Source organism: Chryseobacterium sp. MMS23-Vi53 (assembly GCF_047651245.1).
Lineage (GTDB): Bacteria > Bacteroidota > Bacteroidia > Flavobacteriales > Weeksellaceae > Chryseobacterium.
In genome coordinates, this window is the sequence record NZ_CP180265.1 from 1,036,187 (window position 1) to 1,062,219 (window position 26,033).

13 protein-coding genes are annotated in these 26,033 nt (G+C 39.3%); all 13 read right to left on the reverse strand.

The window, feature by feature from the left end; translation table 11 throughout:
• Positions 1–166 precede the first annotated feature (166 nt).
• The 13 genes from ACKX2A_RS04690 to ACKX2A_RS04750 all read right to left on the reverse strand — a co-directional run bounded on the left by ACKX2A_RS04690 (position 167) and on the right by ACKX2A_RS04750 (position 25,918).
• Complete coding sequence (locus tag ACKX2A_RS04690; RefSeq protein ID WP_415327889.1) at positions 167–2,794, reverse strand: beta-glucosidase H; 2,628 nt, start codon at positions 2,792–2,794, stop codon at positions 167–169.
• Between the two features lie 189 nt (positions 2,795–2,983).
• Positions 2,984–5,728, reverse strand: a complete 2,745-nt coding sequence (locus ACKX2A_RS04695) for a T9SS type A sorting domain-containing protein (RefSeq protein WP_415327890.1) — start codon at positions 5,726–5,728, stop codon at positions 2,984–2,986.
• A 258-nt stretch (positions 5,729–5,986) separates the two neighbouring features.
• The gene (locus ACKX2A_RS04700) at positions 5,987–8,509 is read right to left on the reverse strand and encodes a glycosyl hydrolase 115 family protein (protein WP_415327891.1); all 2,523 of its coding nucleotides are present in this window, start codon (positions 8,507–8,509) and stop codon (positions 5,987–5,989) included.
• A gap of 216 nt (positions 8,510–8,725) precedes the next feature.
• On the reverse strand, positions 8,726–10,669 hold the full coding sequence (locus tag ACKX2A_RS04705) for a glycoside hydrolase family 97 catalytic domain-containing protein (protein ID WP_415327893.1): 1,944 nt from the start codon (positions 10,667–10,669) through the stop codon (positions 8,726–8,728).
• Between the two features lie 2 nt (positions 10,670–10,671).
• Positions 10,672–12,039 (reverse strand): glycoside hydrolase family 43 protein, encoded by a 1,368-nt coding sequence (locus ACKX2A_RS04710; protein WP_415327895.1) that lies wholly within the window; start codon positions 12,037–12,039, stop codon positions 10,672–10,674.
• Between the two features lie 123 nt (positions 12,040–12,162).
• Positions 12,163–13,569: a glycoside hydrolase family 43 protein gene (locus ACKX2A_RS04715; protein WP_415327897.1), complete on the reverse strand. Its 1,407-nt coding sequence runs from the start codon at positions 13,567–13,569 to the stop codon at positions 12,163–12,165.
• A gap of 6 nt (positions 13,570–13,575) precedes the next feature.
• Positions 13,576–15,600 carry an NPCBM/NEW2 domain-containing protein gene (locus tag ACKX2A_RS04720; RefSeq protein ID WP_415327899.1) on the reverse strand — a complete coding sequence of 675 codons (2,025 nt, stop codon included), beginning with the start codon at positions 15,598–15,600 and terminating at the stop codon, positions 13,576–13,578.
• A gap of 17 nt (positions 15,601–15,617) precedes the next feature.
• Positions 15,618–16,985 carry a glycoside hydrolase family 43 protein gene (locus ACKX2A_RS04725; RefSeq protein ID WP_415327900.1) on the reverse strand — a complete coding sequence of 456 codons (1,368 nt, stop codon included), beginning with the start codon at positions 16,983–16,985 and terminating at the stop codon, positions 15,618–15,620.
• Between the two features lie 16 nt (positions 16,986–17,001).
• Positions 17,002–19,446: a TIM-barrel domain-containing protein gene (locus tag ACKX2A_RS04730; RefSeq protein ID WP_415327902.1), complete on the reverse strand. Its 2,445-nt coding sequence runs from the start codon at positions 19,444–19,446 to the stop codon at positions 17,002–17,004.
• Positions 19,447–19,499: 53 nt separating this feature from the next.
• Complete coding sequence (locus ACKX2A_RS04735; RefSeq protein ID WP_415327903.1) at positions 19,500–21,425, reverse strand: alpha/beta hydrolase-fold protein; 1,926 nt, start codon at positions 21,423–21,425, stop codon at positions 19,500–19,502.
• 85 nt (positions 21,426–21,510) lie between these two features.
• Positions 21,511–23,127, reverse strand: a complete 1,617-nt coding sequence (locus ACKX2A_RS04740) for a glycoside hydrolase 43 family protein (RefSeq protein ID WP_415327904.1) — start codon at positions 23,125–23,127, stop codon at positions 21,511–21,513.
• 117 nt (positions 23,128–23,244) lie between these two features.
• Positions 23,245–24,963: a glycoside hydrolase family 43 protein gene (locus tag ACKX2A_RS04745; RefSeq protein ID WP_415327905.1), complete on the reverse strand. Its 1,719-nt coding sequence runs from the start codon at positions 24,961–24,963 to the stop codon at positions 23,245–23,247.
• A 139-nt stretch (positions 24,964–25,102) separates the two neighbouring features.
• A complete protein-coding gene (locus tag ACKX2A_RS04750; RefSeq protein WP_415327906.1) occupies positions 25,103–25,918 on the reverse strand; it encodes an SDR family oxidoreductase in 816 nt (271 codons plus the stop codon).
• Positions 25,919–26,033: the final 115 nt, after the last annotated feature.

Genomic DNA, 26,033 nt, shown 5'->3' on the forward strand with positions numbered 1-26,033 from the left:
CTTTATTTTTTAAGCTTAATAATGGGGTATAAAAAAGAATACATAAGCTTAAAAAAATCTTTGATTTTTTACTTTGCAGACTTTTGAGGTCTAATTTTTTTGCCTCTTTTAGCTCTGCCGAATCTTCGATTTGAGGTTAATTTAAAATTAGTTTTAACAGTAAAGATTAGTTTACTTTCAATTGAAGACTTTTCAATCCGGATTCATCGGAAGTTCCGCCGTAAAAAATCGTGTAATCTCCTGCTTTCGGAGCCAAATCATCTACTTTTTCATCATAAAATTTAAATGAATCTTTAGAAATCGTTAATTGAATATTTTTTGTTTCCTTAGATTTAATCAAAACCCTTTCAAAGGCTCTCAAAGTCTTTACAGGGGCTGATGTATCATTGTTTCTTTTGACATAAATCTGAATCACTTCCTCACCATCTCTTTCCGAATTATTGGTAACAGGAATTGTAATCGTCAGATTTTCATTAGCATTGATGGTGTTTTTGTTCAGCCTAGCATTTCCGTAAGCAAATTTTGAATAACTCAACCCGTGACCGAAAGCATACAATGGCTTTTCCGTCATATAACGATAGGTTCTTCCCTGCATATCATAGTTTTCAAAACCCTGATGTTTGCTGGTTGTAGACAAATTATTATCAAGCTGTTCCAGATTTTTATAGAATGTAATCGGTAATCTTCCTGATGGATTGTAATCTCCCGCCAGAACGTCTGCAACGGCAGTTCCGCCGGATTGTCCGCCATACCAAGCGCTAATCAGCGCATCATAATTTTTTTCATCCTGCGCTAAACCTAATGAACTTCCTGTACACAGAACAAAAATAACTGGTTTTCCTGTTTTTCTTAATTCAGCCAGCAATTCGCGTTGAACTTTTGGTAGATCGATAGACGTTTTATCGCCGCCTTTGAAACCTTCTGCATTCACCATCATTTCTTCGCCTTCCAGACTTGGAGAAAGTCCGCCTGCGAAGACAATAACGTCCGCATCTTTCACTTTTTCATTTACGGCAGCAAAATTAACAGGATCTTTTCTGTACACATCAAAAGTGATGCTTACATATTTTCCTTTTTGGGTGTGACGTAATTCAATATTGTATTCCTTGCCTTTTTCCATTTTCACAGGAAATTCTGAAGGATGTCTCGCATCGGGGCCTTTTCTGGTGGCGATTTCTTTACCGTCAACAAAAAGTGTGTAAACATCGGAAGTTGATGGCGAAAGAATCACATCGCCCGTGTAAGAACTTTTGAAAACACCGGAAATGATGGCCGACGTATTTTCTCTTCCCACGTTCGGGGCAAGCTGAGTCCCGCCAAAACTGTTGTAATTGATTCCGCTTTTATTTACAGATACATTAGCGGGAGTTCCTTTGAATTCATTATTGTTGAAAAACGCTACTTTCATTCCTTTTTCACCATTTTTCTGGCTTAAAAAGTTTTGATAAAGCGAAGTTCTGGAAGATGGGTCTGCGACTTCAGTTCCTTTCTCATAAATGATTTCTGCGTTTGGAAATTTGGTTTTGATTCCGTCCAAAATCGTTACAATAAATGAAGGTGTTCCGTTATAATTTCCCAACTGCATCAATCCGTCATCAGCATTCGGACCGACAACGGCAATTTTTTTGATGTTTTTATTTAAAGGCAAAATATTATTCTCATTTTTCATCAGAACAATAGATTTCTGAGCCATTTTTAAAGCCTGTTTTTTATGCTCTTCAGAATCCACAACAGTATATGGAATGGAGTTCCAGTGAACTGAAGATTTTGGGTCGAGCATTCCTAATTCAAACCAACCTTTCAGAATTCTTCGCATCGAAATATCGAGGTCTTTTTCAGTGATTAATCCGCTTGCGAGAGATTTGTTTAAGTTATTATAAGTATCGCCACACTCTAAATCTGTCGAATGTTTCAAAGCATCCGCAGCAGTACTTTTTTCGTCGGGATGTGTTCCGTGGTACTGTTTCTGATAGAAATCTGCCAATGCCCAGCAATCGGAAACGACCATTCCGTCATAGTTCCATTTTCCGCGAAGAATTTCTGTCAATAAAGTATTGTTAGCACAGCAAGGCTGACCGTCAAAGGCATTGTAAGCGCACATCACTTCCCTTACATTTCCTTCCAGAACCAATGCTTTGAAAGCCGGAAGATAGGTTTCGTACAAATCTCGTTTTGAAACTTCGGCGTTGTAAGAATGACGGTTCCATTCCGGACCGCTGTGAACGGCGAAGTGTTTGGCGCAGGCGTGCGTTTTAAAATATTTCGGGTCATTTCCCTGCAAGCCTTTTACGGCTGCAACGCCCAAAACAGAAGTCAGATACGGGTCTTCACCGTATGTTTCCTGACCTCTTCCCCATCTCGGATCGCGGAAAATATTGATATTCGGTGTCCAGAATGTAAGACCTTCGTAACGTCCGGTTTTTTGAGATTCATCAAAAGATCTATTGTATTTTGCACGGGCTTCGTCGGAAATCATTTCAAACGTTTTGAGATGTTCCGGGACATCCCAAGTCGCTGCCATTCCGATGGCTTGAGGAAAAACCGTTGCTGTTCCTGCCCTTGCGACACCGTGAAGCGCCTCGTTCCACCAACCATAACCGGGAATATCCAACCTCGGAACTGCTTTGGAATTGTCCATCATCATCCCGATTTTTTCATCAACCGTCAATAATCCGAGAAGATTTTCGATTCTCTGCTCGACCGGAAGTTTGGGGTTCTGGAAGGGATATTTGAAATTCTGTGCGGAAGAGATTGCACAAATTAATATTGAAAGAGAGAAAAAGAGTTTTTTCATGGGATAAAATTTTTTAAATCAATTTTATTGTGGAATCACTATAAAATGATATTTCAATTCGGTAAAAGCAAATATATCATAATATAATTAATAAATGTATAATTAACACTTAATTTATTTAATTTTTTATTACCTAAAAAGCCACCAGAAAAATCTGATGGCTTAATCTGTTGATTAAAAATCAAATCTTTATTTTTTGATTAATTTATGTACAGATGTATTTCCTGAAACCGTTACTTCTACTAAATACAGACCTGAAGGCAGATTTGATGCCTCAATTTTGTTTTTTCCTGAAGAAAGCTCTCTTTTCGAAATAATCACACTTCCTTTCGCATCGTAAATTGTGTAGAGTGCATTACCTTTTTTAACATCAATGAAAAACTCTGTCTTAACAGGATTGGGATATACCTGTACCTCATCAGCATTAACCGCAGATTCTGAGGTGGCCAAAGTAGCAAAACTCAACGGTAAAAATGCTGCAGTATACGGATTTCCTTCTGTAATATATCCTTGGAAAGGATCAATCATCGGTTCGCTCCCTGCAACCACTTTATAAAATCCGGTCACATTGTTTTCTGTTTTTAAAACATACGCCCCTGCATAAACTTTAATTTGGTGATAAACGCCATTCACCTGGTTTACCGTAATCGCTTTTGGGGTTGATACAGATCCGGTTCCTGTGAAAGTGACCGTTCCTGTCGCTGCGATCAACACCGGAGTATTGGCCGGAATCATTCCTGTTACCGGTGAACACGCCACACTGCCTGAGCCGGGAATCATCGTGTAAGCCGTTACATTCGCAGGAACTGCTGCCTGAAATGGCAACAAAACAACTCCGTAGCCGTTGAAATTTCTGGTGTAGGTTGCCGAAGCCGCCGTAAAATCAAACGGAACCTGGAAATCTTTGCCCTGATCTGAAAGCGTCAGTGTCGTGCAGTTTGTTCCTGAAATAACATTGGTATTGGTGTTTGCCACACTGTTGTTGACATAAAAAATACTGTTCTTGTTCTCAGAACCAGCGATCCAGCTTGAAGTCGGCGTGATGCCGGTTACCGTACGGAAATCTAATGAAGTATACTGGTTGTTTTCCATCGCATCTAAAAGACTGCTGTCTGTCTCGGTATATGCTCCGGTAAATTTTGCCGCTCTTTCATTTCCGACATTAAAATACACATCACCCAGATTTAAGGTTAAGATCGAACTGTAATTTCCGCTTCTTAATCCTAAAATCCCTTTGCATCCGAACGGAAGTGTTGCCCTCGAAAGATCAAAAACCAGATTAAAGCTTCCAGATCCGGGTGCAGGCAAATTCACGCTTCCATAATTGTAATTTCTTACCACATTATCATTATCAACATAATACAATGTCGTATTTGATGATGACTGACCAAGCGTTGTCGTATAACTTAAAACATTCAAAACCAATTTATTATATCGGTCATTCAAAGCAATATATCCGTTGGCCGCCGTCATATTCTGGCTGAAAAGCGGTGTTGAATTATAAAACGTCACGGTCTGCCCCGAAATCTGGTATGCTGTACCAAATGCCGAGTTTGTCGTTGTTAAAGTTTCAATTTTATTGTAATGAATTTCAGTTCCGGTCATGTTAGAAACGGGTCGGTCGCCACTTTTTGTAAACACAAAAGTCATTACACTAGACGGTGCCACAGACACCTGCGGTCTGAATGTATCGGTAGTAAAGGTCAGCGGCGCCGACGTCATATTTTGTGTTTGAGAAGTAGTAATGCTGTTCGCAGAATTGGTATAAAAAGGAAGATCCACCTTAAGATTATAAGTGTTTGTGGAAGAATTTATTACCATTAACGTCACCTGATTTCCATCCAGAGAAATATAAGAAGAACCTTCCAGACTGCCTGTTGCCACTTCCCATTTGGTATCAATTCTGTTTTTGTTGGTGGTTGTTTTGGCATATTGAGATAAAATGTAACCGCGTTTGGTCATTTCACCTGCAACAGTTCCGTTTGTACCGTCACCCATCATTCCATAATATCTTTTGGATGCATAGTGTACCCATGCGTTCACATTTCCGAGCATCGCATTATTGACGGCTCTCGCAAAAGAAAAACCATCAATCGACCAACTGAAATCACGTGCGGGAACGCTTGTATTAGAGTTCCAGTTGATCAGATATTCTGTCTGCCAAATCTGTTTATTATTCGCCTGAAATTGTTTGTATGCTGACTGCATACTTCCATACTGGTGTCCGCCATAAACTTCAAAATTGGCCATCGTTGCCGTATTTAAAAAGGCATTGGCAAAATTATCTGTAAACCCAACACTTTCGGGAGCGATGACGTTGCAATTGATGAGCTGGCCGTAATCCCTTACAAAATTTGCGATCTGAGTTGGTGTCCAGATGCAGCCTGCGTATTGCGCCATTTCATCCGGCTCGTTTTGAATTGAAATATAATCCAGCGCCACGCCATTATTTGCAAGATAGGTTACAAAACTGTTCAAATGCAAAGCGTAATCCTGATAATGTTCCGGTTTTAGATAGCCGATCTGTTGCACACCGTTGGCATCCGTAAAAACGGCATTTGAATGATTATTTGTTTTCCATGCTGCAGGCATTGTCCAGGGACTTGCGAAAACGATCAGTCCCATTGCTTTTGCCTGTTGAGCAGTTGCCAAAACCTGCGGCCAGTCCGCTTGATTTTCAGGAATATATAACCTCAAAATATTGTATCCTGCGTCGGTTGCGCCGGTTCCCCAAAGTTTCTGAATCTCCGCCGGGGTCATGTGATTGTATGCAAACTGCGGACTGCATACAAAACCGCCATAGCCTGTCACCTTTTGATACACAATATTTTTGTCGATTGTTACTTTTGCAGGCAACACTGTCTGTGCATCTGCAAATTGAGTACAGGTGATGCCTACCACCAGAGCAAGCATCCGGTTTAAAATTTTTCTCATAATGTTCTAGTTTTAATTTTGATAATTTTCAGTAAAGTTTGGATAATACAATCCCCTTCAAGACAGTTTATGATTAAAAACCATCAAGAAAATACCCTGAAAAGTTTCAGGCAGCTATCGTAAATAAAGTTATACTACAAGATCCTTAGCTCTTTCCTGTACATTATTTTGTTGAAAAACAATACTTAGAATTCAGAGGTGAAATAGATTAATGTTTCATAGGCAAAACGTAGATTATTATTAATATTCTGCTGATTTTTAGTGAAGAATTTCACTTTCGGGTGCACCCAGATAATTAGGCTGTAAACCTCCTGTATTGATCAATATTTTTTCAAGCACGATTCCCGGCTCAAGCACTCTGAATCGTAACGTATGTTTTCCGGGTTGAGAAATCTGGTGTTTCGTTGCTGATTTGATGATATGCTCAGACTGCCATCTTCCTAACTCTCCTCTGTAATGACCATTGAAATTGACAACCTGCGGAGTTCCGCCATCAAATGAAATCTCATAACGCAAACCTTTATTATGATTAAAATTCAAAGTTGGGGCTAATAACAACTGGACTTCAAATTCGCCTTTTGATTCAAAATTCATATTATATTCCAGATAAATATTTTCATCAGGCTTCGGATAAGCATTTTGTGGAAAGGTTGTTACACCGGATTTTGTTTTCCCGAAATCAGGAATCACTTCCCAATGGATTCGGTCTGAATTGTTCATTCTTGCAAAATTTTCAGCTTCAATGGAAATATAACCGTTTTTCTCCTGAAACACTTTATCTTTCGGAACTTCAGACTCAGAAACACGGGTAACTTCGGGCATTATATTTTCTTTCCCGTCAAACCAGGCTTTGTATCCTATTCTCATCTGGTCCATCATATGCTGCCATTTTCCGCCGGCAATGACGTTGTTATACTGATTGTCGAGATAAGCATTTCTATCAAAACATTCTTTGACTTTATCCGCATAGACATTACCTTCAACATCTTTTTTAGCTGCCAATTCTTTGTTTTTTGCCACCGCATAATACATTTCATACAGATTGCTGCACGCATCAATCGGATATAAAACCAGCTGAAAGTACGCGTCCTGATATTCTGCCGGAATCTTCTCTTTCAAACGTAAAGCTTCTAATGCCAAAGACCTGTAATCATTTAAAACCGTTTCAAATTCATTATAATTTTGAAGACTGTAAGTTTTCCAGTCCAATGTTTCTGGCGTTACGCGGCGGTTATATTTTGAATAAAGATTAATCATTCCTGCAATTTCTTTGGCGTGCTTTTCTCCAAATTGCTGCGCAGCCCATTTTTCGGTATATTCTAAAAGATTTTTTGAATTGAATTGTTTCGGATTCCAGGCCATTTCCAGGAAAAAGCTGATTGGGAATTCCATCGGTTTTAAATCCCCGACATTGACGACCCAAACCTTATCCACTTTATGTTCGTAAGAAAGATTCATCTGTTCCCAAACTCTCTGAATCGGACTGATATTAATCCATTTTGAATTTCTCGGTCCGCCAACATAATCGAAGTGGTAATACATCCCGTAACCGCCTTTATGTAAAGGTTTTGAAAGGTCCGGAAGTTTTCTCACATTTCCCCAGTTATCATCACAGAACAACAGAATAACATCGTCCGGAACGCGCATTCCTTTGTCGTAATAATCTTGAACTTCTTTGTACAAAGCCCAGACCTGAGGCGTTTTCTCCGCTTTTTTTCCCGTTACATCTACAATAATTTTTCGCTGGTCTTTCACGATTTTTTCAAGTAAGGAAATATTGGTTCCTTCTCCCATAGCTTCATCGCCGTCGCCGCGCATTCCCATTGTGACTAATTTTTCCCAATTTTTGCTTCTTTCTAACCCCAATTTCCAGAATTCCTGCAAAACTTTCTCATTTTTGGAATAATCCCAGACGTTCGGTAAATTATTTTTTTTGATGTATCGATGCCAATCGGTTTGAGCCTGAGCCATCGGTTCGTGGTGCGAAGTTCCCATCACAATTCCCATTTCATTGGCTAAAGGTCCGTTCAAAACGTCATCATCATAAAAAGCCTTTCCCCACATTGCAGGCCAGATATAATTGCCTTTCATTCGTAAAATCAGTTCAAAAACTTTTTCGTAAAATTTAGAATTAATTCCTCCAAAAGTAGCTCTCGCCCATCCTCCCAGCGAAGGTTCTTCATCATTCAGGAAAATGCCACGATATTCTACCGCAGGTTCTCCGTCGGTGTAAATTCCTTTTTTAAAGTATAGATTTTCTTTTTTCTCAACCGGAACATCCGCCCAGTAATACCAAGGTGAAACCCCGATTTGCTGCGACATTTCGTAGATTCCGTAAATTGTTCCGCGTTTGTCGCTTCCTGCAATTACAATCGCTTCGGAAACGCCGGGAAACGGATTGCTGATATTTTGAATGATGTATTTTTCATTTTTTCCTGTTAAAGATTTTCCATCAATTTTTTTCTGTTTAATTAAATCATCAACAACAGATTTTGTTCCGACTGTTCCAATGATAATCAAAGGAGATTGCTGTCCGGAAATCTGATTTAAAATATTTGGCTGGCTTCCCGTAACTTTCTGAAAATCGGATTGCAAATTTTTAACAGCTCTCAAAATTCCATTATCAGTTCCGGAATTAACGAACATTGAAAGAGTAACCGATTTTTCTTTTAAAACAATTGTTTCTGAATTTTTTTCCGTGCTGATGAATGGTTGCGCCGCTTTGAGCTGCAAACAAAGTCCGAATATGATGACGAGAAAAAATATTTTTATTTTATTCATATTTTTTGTTTTATGTAATGAACTCTTTAAAGGGTTCGGATTTTATTTCCTTTTCGTTTTCCTTAGGTTGCACCTACGGCTATTGATATTGAATCCTTAGGATTCTATTGCGGTGAATCTCTCGCAGCCCGACCTGAGTGGAGCTCTTTTTGTGAGGAGGAACGACGAGCAAAAAAGCGGGAACGGAGGGCGGATTAAGCTGCCCAAATAATTATTTTAATTTCTCAAAACAAAACCTCCATTCGGCTGAATTTCCACATTAAACTCGCCTTTTGCATTGACTTTAACTTCTTTTTCTGATGAATTTCCCTTAGCATCATCATTCATGAATTTCATCATTTTACCGGCAAGCATTGGAAGATTAATTTTCAGTTTTTTAACCGTTTTTTCCGAATTGATTCCCGCCACATACCATTGATTCTGATGTCTTCTGGCAATCACAGAATATTTTCCCGGATATCCGTCGATGAACAATGTTTCGTCCCAAAGCGTTGGAACTTCTTTCATAAAATCGAGCTGGAATTTTGGAGCATCGGTCAGGTTATTCGGCATTATTCCAAACATCTGAACCGGATTTTGAAACAGAACCGCCGTTGCCAACTGGAAACCATCTGTTGTATATCTTTTATTTTTATCCTTGTTGGATTTTGTTAAATATTTGTTGAGGAAAGTCCCGCCAAACTCCATACTTCCGACCGTATTTCTGATGAACGGATGCAAAGTCGCAAAAAAAGCTTCCTGCTTACGGACGTCTTCTGAAAAATACAGCATTTCTGAAGCTAAAACAGCCTCGCTTCCGGCATAATTCGGGTACATTACTTCCCAGCCTCTTGGCAAAGTAGCGCCGTGGAAAATAATTTTTAATCCAAAATCATTGGCATCGGAAAGAATATCTTCGTAAAGACGCATAGTTTCCTGCTTGTCGCCTCCGAAAAAGTCGACTTTCAGACCTTTTACACCGATATCTTTCAGCCATTTCATTTCTTTTTTTCGTTCGATGGAAGAGCTCATTTTATTTCTCGGTCCCATCGGTGCATCATTCGCAGCACCGTTGGAATTATACCAAAGCAATACCTCAACATTTTTGGATTTCGCATACTGAATGAGGCCTTTCATTCTTTCTTTTCCGATATTTTTGTCCCAAAGCGCATCAATCAAAATATATTCATAACCCAATTTTGATGCTAAATCAATAAAGAGACTCTGATCTTCATAATTCATACTGTTGTCCTGCCATAGAATCCAGCTCCACGTCGATTTTCCGAAAGTGTATTTTTGTGAGGGTTCATACATCGGTTCTACGACATCAAAAGGAATCGTTGTTTCAACAATCGGTTTCAGAGAATCTCCAATGGTGATAGTTCTCCAAGGCGTTTTTCCGGGAAGTGAAATGGCAGCTCCGGTACTTCCGAAACCGTTATTTTCTGCCATATTCGGATAAGCAACCTGATAATGATTTTTTTCTGAAGTCGTATCCAAATGAGAAGCGCAATACAAACTGTTCACTCCTGTTTCCGACAATAAAATCCAGCCGTCATTTCCAATATGAAATAGTCCAGGGAAAACGTAACCATAATCGGCTTTTGTTCCTAATTCCGCTTCAGCTTTGTAACCGCTTTCGTAGCTTGGAGCGGTTCTGGCAAAACCTGTCATCGGCTTCATCATCGGAGAAAGGAAAGTTGTGGTTTGAGGCGGAAATCTGTAACCCGTAATTTCCGATTGTACTACTGCGCTCAAACGGTCTTTCATCGGCTGAATCTCATATCTGAAAGCGACATTATTATCGCTCACCTGAAATTCAATTCCGATATTAAAGTTATCTGCATTGGTAAAATTGACTATCAGAGTATTAGCCGTATAACTAACCTGTGATTTTTTGATTTTTTCGTTGGTGTAATTTTTGGAAACCTTATCTTTTTTGCTGTCAATGAATTTTAAATTTTTAGAGAAATCAGATTCATTGGTGATTAAACCCAATGGTGATTTTTCCAACATTATTTTTCCTTGAAAAGTAACATTATAAAGCACTTTTCCATTTTCCGAAAAGACATTCAGTTTCGATTTTCCGTCAGGACTGGAGATTTCTGCAACCTGTGCAAAAACAGTATTCATAATGAGAATACTAAAGGCGAGTGATAGTTTTAAAAAAAGTTTAATCATAATTAATGAGTTTCAAGAAAAGTCCAATAATCGAAAAACATAATATCTTTTGCTGCTTTTCCATTACATACAAAATACACATCGTGAACACCGGAAATTTTTTCCTTAACTTCAGTTTTCACAGTTTCCCAACGGTCGTCTCCGCCTGTCAACGGAACTTTTACCGTGGCAATAATAGGTCCGCTTACACTGTCCAAATGAACGTCCATCGTCACATCGCTGTTGTGTGTCGTTCCAACTCTGGCTGAAAATATTGATGCTCCTTTTTTACCAAAATCCACATTTTTCACACTGGTGTAAGCGCCACTTTTTTTAGCTTTGATAAAGACGCCTGCTTCTTTGTTCTGATAAGATTTTACATTTTCCGACCACGCAATCATTTCCGCCTGATTAAAAGCATAAGGATTAATGGTTGCAATGGCTTTGGTAATTCCATTCGTCATTTTGATGGGTGAAATAGAACCGTCTTTATTAAAATTAAGTTCTTCCACACTCACCGACCTTGTGAAACCGCTTCCTCCCGGCAACGCACCGTTGTGATAAAAGAAATAGGTTTTCCCTCTGAAATCAACAATTCCGGGATGATTGGTAAAAGATTTTCCTTCGGTTGGCATTACAATTCCGCCGTATTTCCAAGGTCCCTGTGCACTTTTGCTGGTAGAATATCCAACGAATTCAGGAAGCGGACCGCCCGGCCAGAATAGATAATACAGATTTTTTCGCTTGTACAGCCAAGGTCCTTCCTCGTATTTTGTAGGTCTTTCTGGGTTTTCTTTTCCGTCCCTTTTTCCGAAAGATTCTGCGGTCATTGGCACTTCCATAATATCGCCGGAATAGGAAATCATATCCTGATTGAGCTTAACCATTTTAAGTTTAGGATTTCCCCAATACATATAGGCCTGACCGTCGTCATCAATAAAAACCGTCGGGTCAATATCCCCCCATTCGCTCTGAACCAACGGTTTTCCAAGCGGGTCGTGGAATGGTCCAAACGGACTGTCGCCCACCGCAACGCCAATCGCTCCTTTGTTGTTGGTTTTGGACCACATCGGAACATACATAAAGAATTTGCCGTTTCTTTCCACGCATTGTGCTGCCCAGGCATCGCGTTTTGCCCAGTCGAAATCTTTATAGCTCAGAATACTTCCGTGGTCAGTCCAGTTCACCATATCGTTGGTGGAATAGACCTTCCAGTCGTTCATCACAAACCAGGTGGAATCGTCCTCATCGTGAGTGGTGTAGACGTAAAGCCTGTCGTTATACACCATCGGCGCAGGGTCTGCCGTATAATTGGTCTGAATAATGGGATTCTGGGAAAATAATATTCCCGAATAGCCTATTAAACAGAGATTGAGTATTGTTTTTTTCATATTTAATTTTTTGATTTTGAACACTAAGTGCGCAAAGTTTTTTATAAATATTTTCTTTAGTTTCACAAAGCCGCTAACGCTTATAAAAGTCTTACGCTATTAATTATAACAAAAGAATTTAATTTATTTTTTCTGAAAACTCCAATGGTCAAAATTGAAAAGCACTCTTCCGGCTGTAATGTTTTTACCTTTAAAGACAAAATATAAATCGTGAACGCCGGAAACCGATTCTGAAATCTTTGATGTCAGGGTTTTAAATTCTTCCCAGCCTCCGGTTCTCGGAACTTCAATCTCGGCAATTTTATTTCCGTCCAATTTATCTAATCTGACTTCTAAAATTCCACCGTCAACACCTGCGGCAATTGAAGCTGAAAATTCAGAGGCGCCTTTTTCAAAATCCACCGAACGAACTTTGATATAACCTCCCACTCTGGCATCGGAAACATAAACTCCCGTCTTTTTGTTTTCGGAAGTGCTGCATTTCTCTGACCAGGCAATTGTTTCCGCTTCGTTTCTTTTGTAGGGATTTAAGGTTGCAACGGGATTTACGCCTTCTTTAGTCATTGTAATTTTCGGAATGCTTCCATCCGGATTGTATTTGAATTCTTCAATAGACGTTGACCTTCCGTAACTTCCTGCGCCGGGCAATAATCCTGTGTGATAGAACAGGTAGGATTTACCTTTAAAATCGATAATTCCGCCGTGGTTGGTGAAACTGTTAGTTGGTTGACCGGACATTATTTTTCCCTGATACTTCCACGGTCCGGTGGGTGAATCGCTTACGGAGTAAGACAGACATTCGGTTCGGTCGGTCATCCCGGCATACATCATATAATATTGCTTGTTGCGTTTGTAGAACCAGGGACCTTCCACAAAAACATCTTTAAACTGTTTCTGTTTCTGCAAAACCTCATCGCTTCTTCCGGGACGTCTCAATCCTCCAAAAGCTTCTACCGATTGCGGAATTTCGGTGATTTTTCCTTCATAGGAAACCATATCTTTGTTGAGCTTCACATAAAATAATTTGCTGTTTCCCCAATATAAATAGGCTTGTCCATCATCATCAATAAAAACCGTCGGGTCAATATTATCCCAGGTTCCCGTTGTCACCAGCGGTTTTCCGAGTGCATCTTTAAAAGAACCTGTCGGACCGTCTGATACCGCAACGCCAATCGCCATATTGTTATCAACGGTCTGAACGCAGATGTACCAATAGAATTTGCCGTTACGTTCAATACATTGCGCCGCCCACGCTCTGTCACGAGCCCAACTGAAAGATTCCAGTGAAAGCGGAGAACCGTGGTCGGTCCAGTTCGCCATATCATCAGAAGAATATACCCTCCATTTCGTCATATAATAAAAATCATAGCCGGGAATATCATCTCCGGTGTAGACATACATCTTGTTTTTGTACACCATCGGTGCAGGGTCCGGTGTAAAATGAGTATGGATTACGGGATTTTGGGCGGAAATACAAATTCCTGCCAGCAAAAATGATAAGGTGATATATTTTGATTTAAATTGAATCATATTTTATTATTTTGATGAAATAAATTTATAATAAGCCACCCCGTGCGCCGGAATATCAAGTGATAATGTCTGATTTGATGTATTGATTTTGGCAATATCCTTCTGTCTCCAGATATCTCTCACTACCTGATTTCCTGAAATTCCCAATTTTTTAAAATCATTGTAAGACATATCCACTTTTTCCCTTCCGAAATTGGCAAAAGCCACTGCTTTTCCACCATCTTCAAGGTCTTTTACATAAATTTTCAATTCGCCAATGGTCTGCAGACAAATGCCCTGTTTTCCTAAAGCATCTTGATTTACTGCGATAACTTCATCATTCGTTAAAAGATTTAAAGTAAAATCATCCAGTTTCTCAAGGTCGCAACCAATCAGTAATGGTGCTGAAAATATGCTCCAAAGACTGATATGCAGATATTGTTCGTCCGGTTTCAATCGGCTCTGGTGCGGATTTCCCCAACCTACCACGCCTACTACCAACATATCCGGGTCGTTCCAGTTGCCGGGTTTTGCGTAGGGCGCGGCTTTGTCTTGAGCTAAAGCAATACTTTTAACACTCGCCCAGGTATCGGTGATGTCATTGGTTGTTCGCCAGGATTGAGCATCGGCATCATTTCCCCATTTCCAGACATCGCCCATTCCGTATTGACAAAGATTATACACAATATCACGAGACTGATTTTTTAATAAATCTCCCATCAGTTTAAATGGTTTCACGCCTTTATCCAAATCTCCACCACCCTGAAAATTGAGTGAAGAAACTTTGTTTGGGTCATTATCGGGCAAACCATCAATCACACCTCCGTAACTGCACCAATCGTATTTCAGATAATCAATTCCCCATTTGGCGTAGCTTTCGGCATCCTGCCTTTCGTAGCCGTAGCTTCCTGTACAACCACCGCAAGTCCAAGGTCCGGGAGAAGAATAAATCCCCACTTTTAAACCTTTTGAATGAAAATAATCAGTTAATTCCTTCATATCAGGGAATTTGGAGTTGGTCAGAATATAACCGTTTTCATCACGCATTTTCCCTTTGAAAGACGGGTCTTTTCCGTCTCTGTTAAATTGCCACGAATCATCGATATTGATATAATTCCAGCCGTGGTTTATAAGCCCTGTTTTAACCAAAGCATCGGCAGCGCGTTTTACTTTATCGGCAGAAACTTCGTGTCCGAAACAGTTCCAGCTATTCCATCCCATTGTGGGTGTTAAAGCTATTTTGTCACCGCTTTCGATTCTTAACTTTTTTGAAACTGTCCCTTTTGTATTTTTAGCATTCAAAATCACTTCATAACTTCCTTTCGTATCTATTTTTCCAGTGATAATTCCGGTTTCGGAATCTATTGTTAAACCTTTCGGAAGATTTTTCGCCGTAAAAGTCATCGGTCTGTCACCCGTTGCTGCAACCCTGAACAAAAAAGGTGAGCCGGGACGAACGCCATAAACGCCTGCTGAATTAATTTTTGGCGTTGCCGCAGGTTTTGGTGTCAAAATATAAGGTACTGATGAAATCGGATTAAATGTTATCAGTTTTGCACCGTCTGAAGTTTCAAACTTGGCATCTGCCCAATCGGCGTGGTCATAATAAGGTCCGTTTCCGCCGTCTGTTACGACTAATTCTACTTGTTGTACACCTTCCAGCGAAACGGAAACAGGCTTTGCTTTATCGCCTAATTTCATTATTCCGCTGGACCAGAGTTTTTTATTGTCGCCATAAATCTCGAATTCCACTGCGGGCTCGTGGCCTTTCATTTCATCATCCAGTCCCACCATTGCGGAAAAGCTTTTTACTTTGCCGTTTAATTTAATCAACAAAGAACTTTCGGCGTGCGTTCCGAAACCTCTTTTGAAAACTTCGCCGGCAATCGTCATAGGTTTTCCGTCCACCGAAGTATTGATGCCGGGTTTTCCGTGTCCCTGTGTTGCCACGCTCAAATCCAACTGGTCTAACCAAACGGTTGACTGCGCCTTGGAAATATTTCCCGACAGCAAAAATGTTACAGCAATTAAAAGTATTTTCGTCTTCAACATGATTTAAAAATTTGGATTTAATTAAATTTCCACCAATCAAAATAGAAAAGATCCTTTTCACCTTTAAAAACAAAATATAAATCGTGGATTCCTTTTATATTTTTCAGAGGTGTATTAATGGTCTTATATAAGTCGCCCTCACCTTTTCCTGTAACGTTAACAACTCCCAGCAATGGCCCATTAAGAGCATCTGAACGCACTTCTATTTTTCCTCCATAGAGAGACGCGACATTCACGTCCAAAGATTTTACGCCTTTGGAAAAATCTATCCCCTGGATTTTAATATAATCACCATTGTTAATTGAGGTAACGATGACACGGTCTGTGATTTTTTTACCTCTGTTATATGGTTGATTGCGTTCCCATTCTGTGACCATTTCTGTTTTCAGACCTTCGCTGTAAGCCATCGTTTCTGCTTCAACTTTTTTATAAGGGTCCAGAGTACCCACTCTTTTTGCACCATCCGTAGTCCAGAAAGGAAGCTTCTGAATGGTTCCATCTGCATTGTAGGTAATTTCTGTGACACTAACAGAACGGCGTTCGTAATGCTTGCTCATGGTCTGCATTCTAAGCATATGATTGAATCCGAAAACATAAGATTTGCCTTTGAAATCAATGATACCGGGATGATTTCCGCTGGATCTCTGGTCGCCATCCATTATCACGCCTCCATAATTCCAAGGACCTGTAGGTGATTTTGCCATTGCATAACCAATCCCTTCCGGACAACATTTAGAAGCGTAAGCCATATAGTAGATTCCGTTTCGTTTCCACGCCCAAGGTCCCTCCTGATATTTGAAAGGATCTGGCTGGTCTTTGACCTTCGCAAACGAAGGGTCTTTGGTAATTGGGCCAGCAAGAGATATCATATCTTCGTTGAGTTTAGCATACCAAAGATTCGGATTTCCCCAATACAGATAAACCTGCCCGTCGTCGTCAATTAAAACTGTAGGATCGATGTCATCCAGAGAATTTTTGATCAAAGGCTTGCCGATAGGATCGGTGAAAGAACCATACGGACTGTCCGCCACCAAAACGCCAATCCCCATATTGTTGGGCATTGGACAATACATATAGAATTTTCCTTTTCTTTCAACAACCTGTGGCGCCCAGGCACCGTTGTCGGTATTTACCCATTTAAAATCCTTGAGAGAAGCCACTACACCGTGGTCTGTCCAATTGACCATATCTGTGGAAGAGTATAGTAACCAGTCTTTCATTTTAAATCCGAAGGCATCGTCCTCGTCGTGGCTTGTGTAAAGATAAACCGTATCCTTATAAACCATGGGTGCAGGGTCTGCAGTGTACTTGGTTTGGATAATGGGATTTTGAGCGAAAGAAATCTGAAAAAATCCTAAAACTATTATTAAACTTAAAAATTTCATCGTTAATATTTTAAGATTATTTAAAATTGAAATTCACTTTCTTTCCGGAATAATTCACCGATTTTTGTTGACCATCAGGAAGGATTATATTGAAATTCCGTTTTTCAATCATTCCTTTAAAATTTCCTTTTCGGGAATCTATCGTTAAGGTTTTTGATTTTTCGTTCCAGTGGAAAGGGATTTCGGTATAGTCTCCTTTTTCGTAATTGTAATTATCGAATTCGTCTTCGTATAAGATAAAATCTGCGTCAGTTCCCGGATAGATTTTTACGGTAAGATTATCCCATTTTTTCTCCGTTGCATATTGTACATCTGGGCCGAACGGAATGATGCTTCCCGCTTTCACATACAACGGAATGCTTTGAAGGTTAACGGATTTTTCAATTTCCTGACCGCCTTTGTATTTTTCATTCGTCCAGAAATCAAACCAGTCTGAACCTGCGGGAAGGTAAACTTTAACGGTTTTATTTTCTGTAAAATCAATGTTGGAAAGAGAATTTTCCTTTGTTTCATTTTTTTTATCCCAACCTTGATTTTCATCGGTTTTTACTATTTTTTCAGGAGTATATTGAGCATTCAGAATTGGTGCTACTAAGAATGATTTTCCGAAAAGATATTCATTGTTGATATTCCAGGTTTTTTGGTCTGATGAAAAATCCATCGACAAAGCTCTCAAAAAACTCGTATTATTTTTAGAAACATCCCACGAAACGGAATATATGTACGGCAACATACTGTAACGAAGGTTGATGAATTTCTCTATTACATCATAGACCACATCTCCCTTTTTTCCAAACTGATAAATTTCCCTCGGAACATCGGTTCCGTGCGAACGCATCATTGGCGTGAAAGTTCCATATTGCAACCAACGCACGTACAATTCCTGAAACATCGGATTGTTGGCGCCTCCGTTTCTTTTATAAACACCGGCAAAGAAACCGCCGATATCAGAGTTGAAATTCGGATTTCCAGTCAGGCTGAAATTTAAACCTGCCGGAACCTGATTGCGCAACATTTCCCACGAAGAGTTGACATCACCCGACCAAGTATTGGCTGCATATCTTTGCTGTCCTGCAAAAGCTGACCTTGTCAAAATAAAAACCCTTTTATCACTCGTAGTTTCACGCTGATGGTCGTAAACGCCACCAATCGTCATCAGCGGATATGCATTTCTCACTTTTCGGAATGAACCGAGGTATGTTTTGGTATCTAAATCTTCCGGTTTTTGGCTGAGATGGTCGGGTTCCGTAGAATCCATCCACCAAGAATCTACGCCAAAACTGAAAACGCCTTTGTTCAGATATTTCCAGTAAATATTTCTGGCTTCGGGATTGTACGCATCGTAAACACGGACTCCTGAAGGATAATTCATGTCAGGAGGCCAGACTTCTCTGCCAGATTCCGGCCAGGTTTTGAAATTGAACAGCATTCCTTTTCTATCCATTTCACGGTACGGATTGGTCATCGGTCCAAAAGACGACCAGATGGAAACCGAAAGATGCACATTCATATCGTGAATATCCTGTATCATTTTTTTGGCATCGGAAAAATCAGGACTGATGAAATCCATCGCATTCCACTGGTAATTATTGCCCCAATACTGCCAATCCTGAATAATTCCGTCAAGAGGGACTTTTAATTCCCTGTATTTTTTCACTATATCTACCAGTTCATCCTGACTTTTGTAGCGCTCTTTGCTTTGCCAATAACCATAAGTCCATAAAGGAATCATCGGCACTTTTCCTGTCAGATTTCGCATTCCTGCAACTACGCCATCCGCATTTTTTTCGTAAATAAAATAATAATCTATACCCTCGCCAACTTCCGAAGAGAATATTGTTTTGTCCGGTTTATCGGTAAATTGTGTCGGAGAATAATTATCCCAAAAAACGCCGTATCCTTTCACAGATTGAAAAAACGGCACAAAATCCCAAGTGTTATTCTGTATCATTTTTACATCCGTATTTCGCTGGGACATTTTACCATTCTGCAAAATTCCTAAGCCATAAATAGGTTCTTCTCTTTCTAGTTGAAAAGACTGTGTTACCGAATAAGTCGGGTTTCCTGCATCATTAAAAGGTTTGAAATCGCTTCCGGTTTCTTTTAATAGTTCTTTTCCGGAAGATGATTTGTAAGTAATCGTGCCATTTTTAGCATCAATGAAAATATTTAAATCATTTGTTTTTAATAAAATAATATGATTGTTTTCTGAAACTGAAAATTTAGTTTTCTGTTCCTGTTTAATGACCGATAAGCTATTTTTGACAAATGATTTTCCGACTGGATATTTAATAATTCTAATCGTATTTTCTCCATAAAATTTTACTTCAACATTCATGTTATTATCAGCAGAAAATTTCAATCCCGAATCTGTTTTTTGATAAGATTGGGCATTGATATTTCCTGATGTGACAACAATCGTTACAATTATTGCTTTAATCTTTTTTTTGTTGAAATTCATTTGGTGTGTGATTTTGGATTAAAATATTAAAAGTCTGTTCGGATTAAATTTTATTATTTAAAAATCTCCTGTGCAAACTGATACAGACTGTCTCTCCAAACTGGCCAGCTGTGACCTCCCGGATAATCCCTATACGAATATTTAATTCCGATTTTATCCAGTTCTTTCAGCATTTTCTGACCATTTTCGTAAGCGATATCTTCTTTTCCACCCATTGAAATCCATAAATTTTTAATGTTGGATGAAAAGGAAGATTTATTTTCATTTAAAAATTTATACTGCTTGTTAGCCACTTCCTGAAGCATCGGCAACATATATCCTGAACTGAAAACACCCAGACTTGAGAACATATCCGAATTCTGAATTCCTGCATACAAGGTATAAATCCCGCCCATGGAAAGTCCGGCTAAAGCACGGTTTTCTTTACCTTTTTTAATTCTGTAATTGGATTCGGCAAAGGGAATGATGGATTCTTTCAGCTCTTTTTCAAACACCTGAAGATTACGCTCGCCAAAATTTCGGAGTCCGCCTTGCCCGATGTTGGCATCCGGCATAATGATGACCATCTTTTTAGCTTTCCCTTCTGCAATCAGGTTATCCAAAATCAGATTGGTTTTACCCTGATTCGCCCAACCGCTTTCATCTTCGCCCCCGCCGTGTAAAATATACAATGCGGGATAAGATTCAGAAGAATTTTGGTCGTAACCCGGTGGCGTGTAGATGAAAACCCGTCTCCAAGAATTAGTAACTTTGGAATAGAAATTTTTGATGCGGATATCGCCGTGCGGAACGTCTTTTAAAGCATAGAAATCATCGCCATCAAAGGGAATATCGATTCCGCTGGCATATCTTCCCATTCCGTAGAATGTTTCGCTAGACGGGTCTGCAACTGCAACACCATCAATTAGCAAAGAATAATAATGGAAACTTCCGCTCTGTGCATCCGTCGTTCCTGTCCAGAAGCCATCTGCGTCTTTTTTGAGGTCATATTTTTTTCCTAAATCGATTTGAACTTTTTGCGCTTCCGGTGCTTTTACCTTGAACATCACTCTTCCATCGGGAAGGATTTGAGGATACTGCGCATTCCTGATATTGGTTACTGCAGGCGTTCCCAAAACGGTAAATCCATCAAATTTAGTTTTATCAACAGGCTTAAATAAGAGCTGTGAAAAGATGTACAAATCATTTTTCCAGACCTTGAAATCGTGACCTCCCGGTTCGATGTAAAAAATATGCGGGATTTTATTTTTCTTCAGATAATCGCTGGTTCTTTTGCTAAAAGGCATCAATCCGTCTGCATCGCCGCAGGAAATAAAAATGAGCTTCAGCTTCAATGCATCTTGTGGATTGGGTAAAAGCTGAGTCGGTTCTTTCGTGTTGGGTGCTGAAGAAAATGCGCCCAGCCATGCAAATTTATCGATGTTTCCGAAAGCAAAATTCTGGGTTTGCCCGCCTCCCATTGACAGACCAGCTAAAGCCCGGTTTTCACGGTCTTTCTTGACGGGATATTTTTTTTCTACAAACGGAATCAGGTCGTTAAGCAAATCTTTTTCAAAAGTTGCGAAAGCTTCGACTTTATCCGAAGTCATAATATTTCCTGTTGCCCTATCATCTTTCATTGCACGGCCGTTCGGCAGAACGACAATCATCGGTTGCAGCTTTCCTTGTGCGTACAGATTGTCCAGAATAACATTCGGTTTTCCTTGTTTAAACCATTCTTTTTCGTCTCCGCCAATGCCGTGAAGAAGATAGAGAACAGGATATTTTTCCCCTTTTTTGAATCCCGGCGGTGTGTAAACTAAAGCTTTTCTTATTGTTCCAACTGTTTTTGATGTATATTGAATGGTGTCAATTTTTCCGTGTGAAATCGTAGAGTTTTCAACATCAAAACTCTGTGGAGCTTGTTTATCAAGAGTTTGCGCAGAAACAAACATTCCTGATAATATGAAACTTACTGTTAATATAATGGATTTGTTCATGATTTTTTATTTGTATTTTTTACACTTATTAATTTAGATAAAAAAATTATTTATGTAAGATTTAATTAAACAATCATTAAAGAATTTATTTTATGGTTGAAGAATTTGTATATCTGAAAAAATCAACATCTACAAAACCTCCCAGATTTTTGGTTGCATAATTGAAAATCGCAAACTTTGAACCCATAAAAAATCTCCGGTAATCGAAAATCATTTTGTAATCTTTTGCCATTTCGGTCCAGTTTTTTTGGTCGGTGCTGTAATAAAAATTGGCCAAATCTTTTCCAAGGTTGAAATCGGCATCAATTCTAAAATAAACTTTGTCGGAATTCAGAGGAATTCTCTTTTTTTCATCTTTTTTAACACCTGTAACCGCCTTAGTTTTATTATCTAAACTGACTTCATTGGTTGAAAAGACAATATACTTCTTACCATTTTCCATTACAACAGACAAAATCCCGGAATCGCCGTTAAACGCACTGAAACCAGCAACATCACCGTCTTTCATTCCCTTCACATCCAGAGCAACAATACCACTGGATTTCGGACCTTCCATTCTTTGCGTTAATGTATTGGGAGCGAGGTAGAGATTATCTACTACTCTACTGGTTTTCAATCTTAAAAATCCCTTTTTATCGGACAATGACCAAGCTGAATTGACAGGATTATGATTCCACTGCCACTGGATTTTCATCTTTCTATCTGAGAATTCATCACTTTCTACTAAATGATTTTTTGGTTTAAATGTTGGAAGCGGAACTTCATCTTTCAAGGGAACTTTTCCATTGTCGCCCAAAATTGGCCAGTCGTTTTCCCATTTCACAGGAAGCAAAATCGGAACTCGTCCTACTCCATTTCTGTCTTGGAAAATCAGTGAATACCAATTACCATTTTTATCGTCAATCAAAGCGCCTTGTCCGGCATAGGAAAATCCAAGAAAATTGTCTTCAAGAATGACTTTTTTCTCATAAGGTCCGGTGACTTTATCAGCTCTATACACTTCCTGACGACGTTTTCCGCCTCTCGGCCAAGAAATCATCATCATATAATATTTTCCGTCTTTCTTAATGATTTGGTTACCTTCCAAAAGTCCGGTTTCCGAAGCATCTTTCTGAAAAACTTCCGTTCCATCCTGATTTCCGATAATGGTTTTAAAATCAGGACTCAGCTCAAAAACTTTGTTGGAAGTAAAAACGTAAACTCTATCATCATCATCGAAAAGCAAAGATGCATCGTGAAAATGTCTGGTTCTCGTGATAAGCTTCCAATTTCCTTTTTCAGGATCGTCGGTAACATAAAAATAGGATTTGAAAGGTTCACCATTCGGGGAAAACAAAACGTAATATTTTCCTTTGTGAAAACGTATGGAAGAAGCCCATTGTCCTCGTCCGTAAACGCTTCCATCGATCAAATCATATTTAGAATTATCATTCAACGTATCAAAAACATAACTTGACATTTCCCAATGAACCAAATCTCTGGAATGCATTACCGGAGCGCCCGGCATGAGATGCATTGTAGTGCTTATCAGATAAAAATCGTCTCCGTTTCTGGTGATCGATAAATCCGGAGCATCTGCCCAAATGATTGGATTAGTAAATTTTGTTGTCTCTTTTTCAGAGTGATTTATCTGGGCTGAAAGATGATTCAGCCCGATAAATCCCAAAATAGAAACTATATAAAATGATTTATTAATTTTCACGGTTTTGATATTTTGGTTTGGTTTTTGAAAATTGTCATTCCGACGACAGGAGGATTCTTTATTTAAGTGGAGATTCTTCACTCTACTTCGTTTCGTTCAGAATGACAAAGATTGTCATTAATTCGGCACAATATCATTAGAAGAAGTACTATACAATCCAATCAAACTTCCTGTGAAACCGCCTGCAACATCGGTAGAAAGGATATCGCCGGAAACCGGACCGCCCAAATTTTTAAAGTTTTTACCGTCTACAGAATAATTAAAACTAATGTTATCTTTCTCACCAACAGCCTGGAATCTGATAGTCTTACCCAATGAAATTTTCTCGCTGGCAATGAGTTTCGAACTTCCTTTTTCAGTTCTTTCCAGAACAATGTAGAAATCTTTGTCTTTCTTCGTAATACCGAAAACGTAATTGAATGTTTCGCTTTGATACAGCGTAATTCCAGCCAATTCTTTTTCAGATTTTGGTTTATAATCTAAGGTTACGGAAGTTTCGAAGTCTTCGTGCTGTAATCTGTGAAACAAAGATGAAATTGGAGCCAACGCTTTGATATTCGTTTCCATAGGATTCACTTTTACACCAGTTTTCGTAGCCGTAATGAAATTCTCACGCGGTCCGCGCATCGCAATCCAGCGGAAATCGAGGTTTTTATCTATTAATTTATCGTTATATGTAAAATTCCCGTTCGGGAAAAATCCATTTTGTCCGGTTTGATTCTGAACACCTTGTGGCATTTTTAATTTTGGTTTCATCGGAACCAAGCCGTTTTGAAATACAGGATATGTTCCACTCCAGTCAACGGGTAAAATAAATGTCTCACGACCTTTGTTAACACGGTTATTGACGTTCGGACGAATGGCTAAAAATACACCGTACCATTGCCCGTTCGGACCTTCGACCAAATCGGCATGACCTGCCCAATCCACCTTTTCTTTTCTGTCTCTAGGAAAATATCTCTGGGTAAGAATTGGATTGTTTTTAGCAGGAATAAAAGGGCCTTTCGGAGAATCTGCCATAAAAATAACTTCGCTGTGGTTGCCTCCGGTTCCGCCTTCCGCACACATCAGGTAATATTTTCCTTTGTATTTGTATAAATGCGGACCTTCAATCCAAATCGGTTTTTGAGAAAGGTCAACGCCACCGTTTACGATAATTCTGTCTGAACCTTCGACAACCTGATCTTTTTCCAAATCGTAATCCCACATTTTGATGACGCGGTGACCTTGATATTGCTCTGTTCCTTTTGGTGGAGCGTCGTTATGGACGATGTAAGCTTTTCCGTCATCATCAAAGAAAATGGCAGGGTCGATACCGTCAAAATTTAACTTCTGGACTTCGCTCCAGCCTTTTGATGGATCTTTTGTTTTCACGACCATATTACCGACTCCGCCCGCGATTTGGGTGGTAATCATATAAAAAGTGTCGTTGTACTTGTTGTATTTGATATCCGGTGCATAAATTCCCTGAGAAACGCCTCCTTTTTCAACCTTTAGCTGAGAAGGTCTGTCGAGAACATGCCCTACCTGTTTCCAATTCACTAAATCTTTAGAGGTGAAAATCGGAACACCCGGAAACATTGAAAATGAAGAATTTACCAAGTAATAATCGTCCCCTTTTTTGGTGATACTTGGATCGGGATAACAGCCCTGAAGAATCGGGGAATAGAATTCGTCCGGCTTCAGAGGGTTATCGTTATATATTTTATCGTTTCCACGGTAATTGAAATCTGAAAAAGTCTGGGCAGAAATATTGCTTACAGAAAGTAGAGCCGCTGCTGCAATAATGCCGGCTTTATGTGCTGAAAAAATCGATTGCATTAGTCTCTGTTTCATTATTATATTTTTTAGATTTATTATTAGTTTTAATTAGTAAGAGCAAGAGTATTATTTCTCTTTAGCTATATATTAGAAAAAGACCTTAACCTAAAATGATACATTAAGGCCTTAAGTATATGAAGAAAATAACTACAAATTACACCCCGCTGAAAGCACTGAAACCGCCATCAACAGGAATTAAAGCTCCTGTAATGAAGCTTGCAGCATCCGAACAAAGAAACTGAACTGTTCCATTTAATTCTTCCACCTCACCAAATCTTTGCATTGGTGTTTTGGCAATCACTTTTTTGCTTCTGTCTGTTAAAGATCCATCAGGATTCAGTAAAATGGCACGGTTCTGATCTCCTATGAAAAATCCGGGAGCAACGGCATTGACACGGATTTTATCTCCGAATTTTAAAGCCAAATCAGAAGCCAGCCATTGTGTAAAATTGGTGATTGCTGACTTTGCCGCCGAATATCCCGCCACTCTTGTAATTGCCGAATAAGCTGCCATTGAAGAAATGTTCACGATACTTCCACTTTTCTGCTCTGCCATTACTTTTCCGAAAACATAGCTTGGGTAAACGGTTCCGTTGATGTTAAGATCGGTTACCTCATCCCATCCGCTGATGTTCATATCAAAAAATGACTGATCCGGTGATAAGGTTGCTGAAGGGATATTTCCTCCGGCAATATTTAGCAAAATATCTATTTTACCATACTTTTCTACGATTTTTTTTGATGCATTTTCGAGACTTTCGATGTTCATTACGTTGGCTTCAACGGCAAAAGCATCACCTCCTAGATCTGTAAGTTCCTTCACACGGGAATCCAGCGTCTCTTGGCTTCTTCCCAAAACCACAACTTTTGCCCCCGCTTCGATAAAACTTTTGGCAAGGCTTCCTCCTAAAACACCGGAAGCACCTGTAATGACTGCAATTTTATCTTTTATGCTGAATATTTCGTTCATTTTTAATTATTGATAAATGATGACTTATAATATTGAACCCTTCAGGTTCGTTGGATTTTTTTGCTCTTTTTCCATAGGTTAACCTACGGTTACTGATATTGAATCCTTCGGATTC